General features: G+C 55.6%; 8 protein-coding genes. All 8 read left to right on the top strand.

The window, feature by feature from the left end; translation table 11 throughout:
- The first annotated feature begins 19 nt into the window (after positions 1-19).
- Positions 20-433, top strand: coding sequence for a hypothetical protein (locus tag IPP98_06145; protein MBL0178694.1), 414 nt, complete (start codon positions 20-22; stop codon positions 431-433).
- A 27-nt stretch (positions 434-460) separates the two neighbouring features.
- Entirely contained in the window at positions 461-2,086 is a 1,626-nt protein-coding gene (locus IPP98_06140) for a hypothetical protein (GenBank protein MBL0178693.1), read from the top strand.
- Positions 2,083-5,661: a hypothetical protein gene (locus tag IPP98_06135; protein MBL0178692.1), complete on the top strand. Its 3,579-nt coding sequence runs from the start codon at positions 2,083-2,085 to the stop codon at positions 5,659-5,661. Before IPP98_06140 ends, IPP98_06135 begins: the two co-directional genes overlap by 4 nt.
- Before the next feature lie 8 nt (positions 5,662-5,669).
- Positions 5,670-7,313 carry a hypothetical protein gene (locus tag IPP98_06130; GenBank protein MBL0178691.1) on the top strand — a complete coding sequence of 548 codons (1,644 nt, stop codon included), beginning with the start codon at positions 5,670-5,672 and terminating at the stop codon, positions 7,311-7,313.
- A gap of 21 nt (positions 7,314-7,334) precedes the next feature.
- A complete protein-coding gene (locus IPP98_06125; protein MBL0178690.1) occupies positions 7,335-7,895 on the top strand; it encodes a TerD family protein in 561 nt (186 codons plus the stop codon).
- Between the two features lie 17 nt (positions 7,896-7,912).
- On the top strand, positions 7,913-8,569 hold the full coding sequence (locus IPP98_06120; GenBank protein MBL0178689.1) for a TerD family protein: 657 nt from the start codon (positions 7,913-7,915) through the stop codon (positions 8,567-8,569).
- Between the two features lie 674 nt (positions 8,570-9,243).
- Positions 9,244-9,594 (top strand): OmpA family protein, encoded by a 351-nt coding sequence (locus IPP98_06115; GenBank protein MBL0178688.1) that lies wholly within the window; start codon positions 9,244-9,246, stop codon positions 9,592-9,594.
- A gap of 338 nt (positions 9,595-9,932) precedes the next feature.
- A complete protein-coding gene (locus tag IPP98_06110) occupies positions 9,933-12,863 on the top strand; it encodes a calcium-translocating P-type ATPase, PMCA-type (protein MBL0178687.1) in 2,931 nt (976 codons plus the stop codon).
- Positions 12,864-13,328 lie beyond the last annotated feature (465 nt).

Below are 13,328 nucleotides of genomic sequence, written 5' to 3'. Positions count from 1 at the left end.
CTCAAACCCGGTTGGCACAATGCTCAGCTCCTTGCTCGTGATTCTCCCTCAAGTCATAGTAAAGACCCCTAGGGATCTGGACGCGCTTGCAATGCGCACGTACATCGCAGGGGCTGTTACTGGGGGGCTATTCCTGCTGCTCGCGGTCGTGATTGCGCACTCGATAAAGTTCGAAGGAGGCTCACGGCCCAAGGATCCAGGGAAGCGCCGGCTCTCCTACTGGCTACTCCTCTTTGCCATGCTTGCGACGTTCTTTGGCTACAACGCATTCGCAGTGGCATCGGGAGTATCCACGAACTTGCAGGCCAAGTTTATGACCATCAACGCTACCGGATGCGCGATCGCACTATTGACCTATCTAGTAGTGGGGTTCGTGCTCACGAAGGTGTTCTCAACGGGAAAGCTTGCCAATTGGTTCTCCGCAGGACGTTAGCCACATATCACACTGGCGACACTACCTATGGCTGCAGACAAGTACTTTGTGATCGGAATCGGTGGAACGGGAATGCGTTGCCTCGAGGCGTTTACGCATTTGTGCGCGATGGGCATGTTCGATAATCGTGAAATCGATATTCTCTCTATTGATACCGATACGAACAATGGGAATAAGGGGCGGAGTGAACAACTGATCGAGCGCTACATTCGCATCAAGGGAATGGACCAGGGCAAGCCCACGGCTAATTCGTTCTTTTCAGCTAAGCTCAATCTCCATAAGTTCGCCCCCGAATATGCCGGTGAGCGTCTCACCTACGAGTTGATCAGCGGCCTGAATAGTGGCAGCGAAGAGACTCGGCGAGACAATCAGGCACTATCGGATCTCTTTTTTGACAAGGATGTCCAGCAGTTCAAGCTCAACCATGGATACCGCGCTCAGACCCATCTTGGTTCGCATCTCATGTATCACTGTATTGTTGATGCGGCCAGAAAGGTGCGGGACGGCCATGCGGGGAAAGCAGATCAGTCCCTTCTCGACTTCATCAACAAAATCTATCAAGCCGAGGAGCGTGCGAGGGTCTTCATCTTCGGTTCCATTTTTGGCGGAACAGGGGCCTCCTCCATTCCGGTGCTACCCCGCGCACTCGATGATGCCCTGCGCATTCGTGATAAGAATGCGCGGATCCATCCCGATGCGCGATTTGGTTGCAGCCTGCTCACCGAGTACTTCAACTTCAATGTTCCTGACGCAGCTCAGCGTAAGGAACAGAAGATTATTGCTGACTCCAACAACTTCTCCAGGAACAGTCAAGCGGCCTTGATGTTCTATGACGACGATGAAACAGTTAAGAAGACCTACCAACTGATGTACCACGTTGGCTGGCCGCATCAAACGAATTTTTCCATGGGTGACACCTCAAGCCGCACGGTCACGGGCGGCGACGAGCAGAAAAACCCCGCCCACATCACGGAACTGTTGTGTGCCGCGGCGGCTCATGACTTCTTCAACCGCGTCGGAAGCCAGGAACAACACGACATCGTGTACCGTTCCGCTGATTGGCAGAACGACGCGTTTCTGTTCGACTTTCAAGATTTTGTCGGAAACGAGCATGCAAAGGACTTCATGAATCGTGCCGGTGCTCTCCTGGCGTTGGCCCATATCGTAATCAATCGAGAAAGGGCCGGGGAGGGACAGAATGGTACGGACAATCTCATCAAGAAATTCAAGACGTTTGGAATTCCTGATTACATCAACCTTCCTCTCGATGACGCCAAGGATCTTGACGAGTACCTCAAGTCATTCGCTTTCAGTTTCACCGCGTCGAGTGTGGTCCCTGGTTGGCTCTTTCAGGTGCGCCAGAGTGTCAATGGGCCATTCCTCTTTCACACGGACGCTCTAAGCGGAAACGCGAAGCAACTCCGAGACTTCCATTTTGGCAAGATTTTTTCCGATGAAGCGCACCAGTTCGCGAGGAAAGGAAAGTTCGGCCTTGGCTCCGGTGATCCCTACGACGAATTCCGCAAGGTGATCCAAGACGACCAATCAGTTCGGCCCTCTGCTGAGAGGCAGAAAGTGGAGCGTCTCAATGAGCGGTTTCTGGGCCACGCGTATAACACGTTGACGAAGCTGTTCAACATTCTCCACAATTGAGCGAAATCACTATGTCTGGAACCAAACACCTGAAGCCGCTCGTCATTACCACGAGCCATGGGCAAGCCGCTGGGTCGGAGTATGCTTGGAATAAGCTCCAGGCTCCTGACATGTTCATTTCCGGGATTGTCACACCAGACGTAAACATTGAAAGCAGTGAAGAGTTGAACAGGCTGATTTCGGGCATTCCAACTCCCTTTGCACGCCCGGCCATGTTCAAGTATGCCATCAGTTACGTCGCCCAGGCCGGTGAAGATCTGCGTGGACTGCTGGCCTTCTACAAAACACTTCAGGACGAATGGAAAGGGCTAGTGGCATGCCTCGCCCTCGACAATCAACCCATAACGGTCGAAAAGGTACGCCTTGAGTATTCGGATGGTCGGGACAAGGGCGAGACGACCAATATGTATGAACCCAAGGGCGCCTTCGGGAACATGCTCTTTGATGATGCGGAGCTGTGGTGTGATCAGCACGAACAAACGGACACTACCAAGAGGGCGAAGCCCTTTCTCTACATCATCCGCTACAACGGGCTTGTGATCGGGGGTACGGCGCCCGAGGCGCTCCTATTCACCGCCCCCAGTTACGACATCAACACAAAGAAGGGCTTCTACAGCCAAATCACGAAGAAGTTCACGGATCCCTTGCGGGCGAATCTCACGCACGAAGAGGTAGAGAAGCTCTACGCCTATGTTGCTCACATTGTTCGGTCGATGGACGACTATAAGTCTCACTTTACGAAGCGGAAGCCATCGGTCAGTAGGGTTGAGGTCTTCCTCACGCGGTGGATGACTGACATCGAGGCATATGCCACAAGAAAGGGCTTCGACTTCGACAAGAAGGCGATCGCCCCAAATTTGAAGAAGTTCTCGGCGCCTTTTGATCGACTCTTCAACTTCCAGACCACACTGTATGGGTGGGGAGGGAGAATTTCCGGCGATCAGTCAACACTGCAACTGAGCGATGGTGTCAGCCCCGTTGAAGTTGAATTGGCCGAACTTCTCTTGAACCCGGATACAAGTACTGTCGCAGAGATCATCTTCAACGATGACGCAGAAGCCGCATCCGCCGGAGTCCACCTCCTCAAGGTACCATCCGACAAGGGTGACAAGTACTTCTCGATTCCGCTGTCGGAGAAGGGCTTGGCAATCTTCCAAGACAATCTCGGCGGGCTGCTCCAGAGTGGTGGTGACATCAGGTCCTATATGTCGGGCATCTTTGACATGGCATCAAAGTCGCTCCAGGTGACGCTGCAAGTCGATGTCAACGGGAACGCAACTTCATTCACAAAGAGCTTCAAGGAGCCAGTACGAATTGAAGGCCAGCGAATTCTGTGCTGGCCGAATTTCGTATCCAAGATCTGGAAGCAGTACTACCTGTACTCCGAACTACCCCACAACGGACCTGAGCTCAAGGCCTACCCTCTTCGAGCTGACAAGGTCGGGTTCAATCTCCTGGTGGACGAGCAGCCTGGAGCTTACCGCTTTCGGAAAATCGCCGTGAACGGCAAGAAGGTGGCGGAAGAGGATCAGGCCGCAATCGTCGTCGAGTACGATATCAACAAGGTCGGCACGACCGACCTGAAGTATGAAATCTACGAGAGTGCAGAACCATTCAAGGGCGTGGAGTTGCAGTTTAAGAACAAGTGTTCAGGGTACGTTGTCTTCCGTAGTCTGACTTCTGGCGATCGAAATACCCTCAAGGACCTGCGCAATCGTTCCCGCAATTTGACAGGGGTCCGTGTGGGCTTCGATTTCGGGAGCAACAACATTTGCATCAGCTATGCTGAGGCAGGACAAGACCCCAAGTTGGTCGAATTCAAGAATAGGCGTCTTGGTCTGCTGGGGTCAGATGTTGCGAACAACACAAAAGTTTCTGCGACACCAAGTGAAGTGTTCTTCTTCCAAAACGAAGAAACAGCAAGCAATTTGATCAAGTCAATGATCATGACCCACGATGAATGTCGTGTGCCCGGTGTAGACGTTGATCCCAGTATCGCACTTGCTGCCGCAATCAAGGGAGGCTTCCCGGTCTTCGAGCGCAACATTCCAGTCGTGGAAGCTACGGATTCTACATACACCGTGCAATTCACAAACCAGCCGAGCTACATCAAGTTCAATATGAAGTGGAGTCATGACAAGAAGGAGAACGCTTACAAGGAAGGACTCCTCAAGGTGTTGTGGCTGTGCACCTATGCCGAACTCCTAGAGCTTGAGAGGTATCCCGAGTCGCTGGTCTGGGCATATCCATCTGCCATGAGCAGTCCCACGCGGACGCACTATCAGCAGTTGTGGCTAGCGGTTGGCACCCTCAACCCACTCGAAGCGACAGAAAGAGAATATGGGAACGCCAAAGTAGCGACACTTGGGGCGCGATCAAGAAGTCCGCTTGAGCTTCAGGCACAGACGGAAGCCGCTTCAGTCTGCAAGCATGCCCTCGACGTCGGCTTTCAGGCAGATCAGCGAGGTCTCATTATTGGGTTCGATGTAGGTGGCTCGACGACGGACATTCTCTGCATTGCTCAGAAGAAGGATAGGACATCTGATCGTCCGGATGATTTCAGCGAGACTCTCATCAAGGAAGGATCGATCAGGCTTGCTGCAGGCAGGCTTGCTGACGCAACCCGAAAGTCTCCAAAGTTTCAGGATGTATTGAGGTCCTTCTGTCGAAAGAGAACTTTAAGCATCCACGGAATCACTGTGCCACCCGATCGGCTGAACGGGAACACCGCCAGCTACTACTACAATCAGATCGTAGACAGATTGAATGCCGAAGGGCAACTCGCTGACTTTTATCGAAGCATTGCGGCTGATTGCCCTGAACTATTCACGCTCAACGCCTTCATGACGGGCTTGATAATGTTTTATGCGGGCCAGTTGGCATCCCGCATCCGCCAAACGCAGGAGGAAAACCCGGGAGACTACTTCGGTACGTTTACCGACGTCATGATTGGCTGCTTCGGAAAGGGTGGTAGAATGTTTGACTGGCTGCCCGCAGTGAACGAGGCAGCCGCACTTGACTACTTCGAAGCATGCTTTTTCTCCGGCTACGGACCTCAGGCGCGGCAACACAAGATTGGTCTACAAATCAGGCCAACCAGCGCTAAGCATGTGAAGGCAGAGGTGTCCTTCGGTTTGGCGGCCTCCCGCGTAATCAAGACGACTCCGGAACCCATCGCGGAGCTGATCGGTGAGGAGGGATACACGTACAATGGCGCCCCAATTGAGGAGTTGGCCCCCGTAGAGGGACGCTTCCTCCAACACTTCGGCAATCAGTTCGCCACGCCGCAGGAATTTAAGAGATTTGGCGACTTCGCACAGATCTTCCGGCAGTTCACGCGAGAATACTTCGGGGTGAATATGCCAACACTTGATCAGGATCTTCGTGGAATGAGGCTAAAGGCATACATTGATAACATTCCCGACTATCGACTGGCGCGGAAGGCACTCGAGACTCTAAGAGCGCAGGGCGGCGGCGAAGACCAAAGCAAATTCGATTTTGAGGCGCCAATAATCATCCTGGAAGGTATGTGCTTCCTGGATACCGTCCTTTCTCCAAAGCTCTTTGGTCAATAAATACATCGATGAATACAGCGCTCGCCATCATATTTTTTGAGGACCATTTCGTCGGCACTATTCTCCCGAATGAGAGTGCATGGGAGGTGTTGACGATTGGCGAGACACAGAAGCCGTTGCTCTATTTTTTCGTAAGTGGTGGCGACGTACGAAATGACGACTTTGCGAGGGAGCGGTATGAAGCCAAGGACGGCTCCGCGTTCGGTGACTTCTACGCCATCATTCGTGATCAGCAGCAGACCTTTCGGCGATTCGACCTAGAGATTCCGGCAATCCAATTGCTTCAAGACGTGAGCCAGAAGGTGAAGGCCGCGTATTCTGAGCGGATGAGGGCGTTCGATCAGTTCATTGACATGGAAGCGGCGATACCAGTGCACCTCTGCTTTGTTCCTGGTATTCACCCCGACGCCCAGGACAGGTTGCGTGAATTCTTTGCAGGTGATGGGTACGCTCTCCAGAATCCGACGGATTACCATTCGGCGTTTGTTAAGAGCTTGCAGCGGAAGGCAGTCGTTCCGTCCAAAGGCAACATCGCGATAGTCGAACCCTCCTTTGGAGATATGCGCTTTCACTATCTCGAATGTGATGGTGCGATCGTGAAGCGCGCTTCAGAGGTCCTCATCGGGAAGGGAGTAGACTTCCGTGTTGGAGACCTTGCAAAGCTGCTTGTGCAGAAGGCTGCCAAGCGCAGCTCATCCCGAATCCTCCTCGATCCGTTGTTGCTTGAGGAGGAAATCAAGCGCTTTCACAAGAGGGCAGCGGTTGAAATAAACCGGTTCGAGTATGATCAACTAGACGTTGTGATTGAATTGCTAGACTTCTGCAAGGCCCGCGTCATTGTCGACCGCCGCGAACTTGAGCAAATGGCAGCAGGCTCTCTGAAGTACATCGCGTTCCGATTCCAGTCGTTCGTATCCAACTGTTCTTCCATGATGCGCACTGAGAAGATCGTGCTTAATGGGATATCGGTTGGCTCGCCTGAATTCGTGAAGTCCTTCGAGCGGGAATTCGGCGCCACCAAAGTGATTCCTCCATTCGATAACTTCGTTGAGTTACTGTCCCGCGGGATCTTTGCGCTTTCTGATCAGGAAATTGTCGGTAGTGAAGAGCGGGTGGAGATCAAGATCACGGTCACGACGAAACCAGCCTCTGGTGGGGCCACTGCTACCCGCGAGGTTCGAGTCACTCCACCCCCACTCCCGCCGAGGCCGCCTGCGCCACCTCCGCTTCCACCGCTTCATGGATCTTCGTCAAGAGAAATCAGAATAGCAGGCGGCCGTAGTAGTGAGGGTGCGAAGGTGCCAGCCCCACCAATGCCGCCTATTCACCCGCCCATGCGTGGTAATACTCCGGTTCGTCCACCACTGCCCCCGGTCGGACGTCCTGAAAAGCGCAAGGAAGAGATTCTCCCGGACCGAGTTGAATCTCGGGAGGAATCTAGGGTGAGTCGACTGCCACGGCCGTCAACTCAAACACCCGCCCCTCCCCCTCTTCCGGGCAAGCGGAGTACAAAAGCCGTCGTAAAACCAGACACACCATCGGATCCAGGAGCTCAACCCGCTCCTCCCCCGGCTCTAACTAACCAGCAGCAACCCGCCCGGGCACCAGCGAGGCGCAAGCCGACTAAGAAAAAGAAGGGCAGCGGAGAATAACTCTCTTTTCGCGGAGTGATAATGTCCATTGAACTACGGAAGAAGCAACCGATCGACTTAACCAAACGAGGCCTCCAGAAGATACACATTGGCCTCAGCTGGGATAAGACGATCGTCAACGGCAAACCAGCGGATTGTGATGCATCAGTGTTCATGCTCGGCACTACGAACAAAGTACCGAGTGAACAGTTCTTCGTCTTCTACAACAACCTCGTTAGCGAAGACGGCGCCGTGGAGCATATGGGTGACAATCGTGACGGGGCGGGCGAAGGTGACGATGAGGTCATCCAAGTTGATCTAGCCAAAGTCGCGAGCCAGGTGGAACAGATTCTCTTTACGGTGACGATTCACGAGGCGGAAGAACGGGGCCACAATTTCGGGAATGTGCGCAACGCGGCCATTCGAGTCGTGAACATGTCGAATGACGAGGAGATCTGCAGTTTCACACTTACAGAACAGTTTGGGGATGCCGACTCGATGATGATTGGGCGCCTCTATCGCTCGGAACGCGAGTGGAAGTTTGAAGCGATGGGTGATGCATTCGGTGGCGGGTTGGAAGCGTTAGTGGGACTCTACACTTAGCCGGGGAATGGGTGGCCATGGGAAGCTTCAACTTGAAGAAGGGGGATCGATTTGATCTCTCAAAGGCGGCACCTGGGTTACAGACCGTTCGAATTGGGATGGGCTGGTCTCCGAATGAAGAACCAGGCGGCCCGGACTTTGACCTTGACGTCTCAGCGTTCGCGATTGGAAAGACGTTCAAAATCGCCTCTGACAGCCATTTTGTCTTTTATGGCCAAGTTAACATGGGGAACGGGATCGAAGACACCAAGGAGAAAGGCCTGTTCAGGCCTGTCTCGGATGACCGCGCGATTCTTGGCGCAATCGATGACCCGGACGGGCGCAGGAGCGGTGAAGGGGACGACAAAGAGGATATGCTCATCAACCTTCCACGGGTCAGTGCAGCCGTTGAACAGATCATTATCTGCGTCACCATCTGCAAATACCCCAACGATACAAACAAGGACCGGCGTACCCTCGCGCAAAATTTCGGTATGGTGGATGATTGCTACATTCGCATTCTCAATGAGTCGAACGACATGGAGTTGGCACGCTACGACCTGAAGGAGAGCTTCGGAGATGAGGATGCTGTCGAATTTGGCCGCCTCTACCGAGATGGAATATCATGGCAATTCGAGGCGATGGGACGAGGTCACAGCGGAAGCCTGGGCGAACTGATGAGCATCTACACATAACGTACCCCTAAACCCGGACACGATAATGGGCTTCAATCTCGACAAAGGCGGAGGGAGCGGTAAGGATTTCAACCTTGCAAAGGGCGACAGCGCAGGGAAAGAAATCAATCTGGCCAAGGGTGGCGGTGTAGGATCAACAGGGAGAGGCGCAGCGGCACCCAATGGCGGTGATGACCGGGTTGGGCCCGTCGCCACTGAACGGAAGCGCAGCGGCGCCTTCATACTCGGGACTGCCGTCCTCTTGGCAGGCGCGGGTTGGTTCTTCTTTGGTCGCCCGCGAGTCGCAGACGGCGGGTCGGGGTCCCCTGCCACAGAGACAGCCGGGGATTCAAGTTTGCGAGGTAATCTTGCCGTGGGTGCAGGTGGGGCCGACAGTGCTGGAGTGGCGGGGGCACCATCGCCAGTGACAACCCCACCGGCCGCGGGACTGCCTAGTACTGCTCCAGCAACGGCAGAAGCGGCAGCAGCGACGCCTTCCTCATCTCCGAGCGGCGGAGATTCTGCCACGTCAAATGATAAATCGGCCGTCCGCCGTCCGAGCGCCACAAAGTCGATCGACGGATCGGTGAGTGCGGCTACTTCCGGCGTAAAACCCGAAGGAACGCCCAGGACGGCTAGTAGGACCGCAACCCAGTCTGCCCCGCTCGGAACACCTGGAGCAGGGGGCGTTGCGGATGGACCGAGGCGCACTGCGGATGGCGTACTCATCCCGGCATACTTTGGGCCGAATTCGTCGTTGGTTGAGCTTCGTCCCGGCGAACGTGGTTGCCGAAATCAAGACCTACCTTGCGGCGAATGCGAACGCTCGTGTCTCAATAACCGGTCACGCGAGCAGTGACGGCGATCCGCAGGCAAACTTGGCCCTCTCGGTGCGACGGGCCGAAGCGTTCAAGGTGTACTTGGCAACTGAAGGCGTGGATGTGGCCCGAGTCGATGCTTCCGGAAAGGGTGCCGAGTCCCCGATAGCGAGCAACGACACAGCCAGTGGACGCGCGAGGAACCGGAGAATCGAAGTCCGATTCTAGCCACAAACGCACGGAGCCTAGCCGAGACCATCCGGTTCCTGAGTCCATTCCTGTCATTGGTTCCGATATTCTCGACGCGCAGCTTGCTTGAGAGCTAGCAGATGTGCCGATTTGCCACTCATCCCATGAATGTCGTCGAGGCGGTGCCGCGAGCCGTCTCGGCGACCAGGCAGAACCTCTAGGGTGGCGCCCACCCGATGACCGATCTCAAAATGTGGACGTAATAGCCTGCCTACGAAGCCATTCCGAACCGGTAGCTGTACTTGATATACCGGAAGGGGGCTTCAAGTCGTCTAGTTCGGTTCTAGTTCTTTCACCCTTGTCACGTTGGAGTACGCATGGCCTCAGCGCCATCAGCATCTCGTGTCACCGGGTTGTCCTCCGAACAAGTTTCCGAAAGTCGGGCGAGGCATGGCAAGAACGTCCTCACACCGCCGCCGCGTGAGGCCTGGTGGAAGCTCTATCTCGGAAATTTTGAAGACCCGGTCATTCGGATCCTCCTCCTTGCCGTTGCAATCAGTTTCTCGATTGCAATCATACGCGGGAGCGGATACGGCGAAGGGGTTGGAGTTATGTGTGCGGTGCTTCTCGCGACTGGCCTGGCCTTCTTCAGCGAACACCGCGCACGCCGTGAATTTGACGTCCTGAATCGCAGCAGTGACGACGTCCTCATTCCCGTCATGCGGGACGGGCACGTCACCGAAGTAACGCGACAGGAGATCGTGGTTGGCGATGTCGTCCTTTTGAATCAAGGGGCTGAAGTTCCCGCTGACGGAGACGTCCTCGAGTCCATCTCGATGCTGGTGAACGAGAGCTCCCTCACCGGGGAACCACTGCCGGTTCCGAAATTCTCGACTACCGAAGGGTCTGAGCCCGGAACCTACTCGCCAAGCCGGCTTTACCGCGGCACCATGCTCGTGGTTGGGTCGGGGCGGATGGTAATCTCCGAAGTTGGTGACCAGACCGAGGTCGGTCGCACGGCACGCGCGGCAGCCGAAGAGACGGGAGAGCAGAGTCCTCTAGATCAGCAGTTAGAACGCCTCTCGAAATGGATCGGGGTGATCGGATTCGGAATCGCCAGCCTCACCTTCCTGGCACTCATCGGGCGCGGCTTCCTGCTGGGGGGGCTCCCAATGACTCCGCTACAGTGGACCGCCATCCCCTTCCTGCTCATCGGTCTCGCGACGATGCTCGCACCAATATGGATTCCGATCGTATTCGATTTCTTTGAATTGACTGGCCGGCAACGGGAACTACCTCCATGGCTTGAGGCCGGCTGGGGCACGTGGTTGGGCCTGCTGATCGGTGGCGCCATTGTCGCCAGTGTCGGTGCCCTGATTGTTGCGATGGCAAGCAACACTCCAGTTACTGCCGTGTGGATCCCTATTGACGCCGCCAAGGTAGTGCTTGACTACTTCATGATTGCCGTGACCATCGTCGTCGTCGCGGTGCCCGAGGGACTCGCCCTCGCCACCACGCTTTCCCTGGCGTTCAATATGCGCCGTATGACTGCGCAAAATTGTCTTGTGAAGCGCCTCGATGCGACCGAGACGATTGGAGCCGCAACGCACATTTGCTCGGACAAGACCGGAACGCTCACTCGCAACGAGATGCGAGTCCACGCAGCAATATTCCCCTTTGTCGACGAGGTGAGCCAGGATCGGAGCCTGCTCCATAACGCATTGGCTGTGAACGCTACAGCGCACCTTGGAGAGGATGCTGACGGTCGGGCCAAGGTCGTAGGAAATCCGACGGAAGGAGCGCTGCTTTTTTGGCTGCGCGAGCAGATAGGAATCGATTATGGCACCGTTCGTACATCATTTGACCTGATCGCCCAGCAGCCCTTCTCCACTGAGTACAAATACATGGCCACGCTCGGCCGCCCGGCCGCCGAGGAGGTGGACCTGGTACTACACGTGAAGGGCGCCCCCGACATCGTGCTTGCCCGCTGCGTGGATCATGTCACCGCTGGAGGGCGAGTGCCCATGACAGATCAGGCGCGATCATCTCTCCGTAGCGAAATTGCGTCCTATGAAGTGCGAGCTATGCGCACGCTTGGGTTCGCGTACTGCGTTGTTCCAGGGGCCAATGCTACCGACTTTCCAGAGCAGCACGCCTCATCCGCCCTCACGTGGCTCGGCTTTGTTGCAATCACGGACCCGGTCCGCGCCGACGTCCCGGGCGCCGTCGCACAAGTGCAGGCTGCAGGGATTCACGTCAAGATAGTCACAGGCGACAACATAGAGACTGCCAAGGAAGTCGGTCGCCAGATCGGACTGTGGGGCCCAGCGGATGAACAAGTTCCTGGTCGCGCGATGCTGGGGCTGGACTTCGCGGCGCTCAGCGAGGACGAAGCAATAGGGGTCGCGTCCGACCTTCGCATCCTCGCCCGCGCCCGCCCGGATGATAAGCTGAAGCTTGTCCGGGCGTTGGAGGCAGGGGGCGGAGTTGTGGCTGTGACGGGCGACGGGACAAATGACGCGCCGGCGTTAAACTACGCGCGCGTGGGCATCGCCATGGGCCGTGCAGGCACTGCGTACGCAAAGGAGGCGAGTGACATCATCATCCTTGACGATTCCTTCGCGTCGATTGCGACGGCTGTAAAGTGGGGCCGATCGCTGTATATCAATATCCAGCGCTTTATCCTGTTCCAGTTGACTATCAACGTGGCTGCATGCGGCATCGCCTTTCTGGGCCCTTTCATTGGCGTCGAACTACCGCTGACGGTCCCGCAAATGCTTTGGGTAAACCTGATCATGGATAGTTTTGCCGCGCTTGCACTTGCCACGGCACCTCCGGATGACCGTGTCATGCTTAACATGCCGCGGAACCCAGATGATTTCATTGTTAGCGGTGCAATGGCGCGCAGGATCTTCGGAACCGGCCTTACTTTCCTTGTTGTGTTGGTGGTTCTCTTGAAATCGCCATTTCTCGGCGGGAGCACGGAACTTGAGCGCTTGACGATCTTCTTTACCACGTTCGTCATGCTGCAGGCCTGGAATATCTTTAACGCTAAGGCGTTTGGAACTGATCGAAGCGGGCTCAGTGGGTTGGGTGCCAACGGATTCTTTTTAGGAATTGTGGCAGTCATCGTCATCGGTCAGGTCGCCATCGTCAACTTCGGAGGCAGCCTGTTCCGTACAACCCCCCTCGATCTCGGAACTTGGCTCCGCATTGTACTTTTCACTATGCCTGTCTTGGTAGTTGGAGAGCTCAGCCGCCTGAGAAGTACGAAAAGGGGAGCGCATCTAGCCGCGTCGACTTCCTAGAAACAACATTCAATCGGTGCCGTTGCACTCGGCCGGAGAATCGCCATACGGCTGGCTACGTGACCACCGTGTCTAACTTCGTCCAGGTGCGGCTGATGCCGAGCGCTCGGAAAGTCATGCCCTCGACCGCGTGGCTCATATGGGCATCGGCCCGCAATCGCACGCTGGCCACAACGAAGATTGGCCACGGGGGTATTGAGAAAGGACTTTGGTTGGCGCTCTTCCTGTTCGTGGGCGCGTCGACTCCGACCAGTTTATCCGGTCAAACCCTCCAGCCGGGAGCTGCGGAGGCGCTGAGCGCCATCCCCGTCAAGGGTCGTGCGCCGAAGTCAGGGTATGCCCGGGATCAATTCGGCCAGGCTTGGAGTCAGGAAGACTCCGATGGCTGTGACACAAGGAATCGGGTGTTGCAACGTGATTTGATTGTAACCGCGATTCGGGCAGGAACTCCTGGTTGCGTTGTTT

This window comes from Gemmatimonadota bacterium, assembly GCA_016720805.1.
Classification (GTDB): domain Bacteria; phylum Gemmatimonadota; class Gemmatimonadetes; order Gemmatimonadales; family GWC2-71-9; genus Palsa-1233.
The sequence above is the reverse complement of the archived record's forward strand: the minus strand, read 5'-3'. Positions and strand labels throughout refer to the sequence as shown.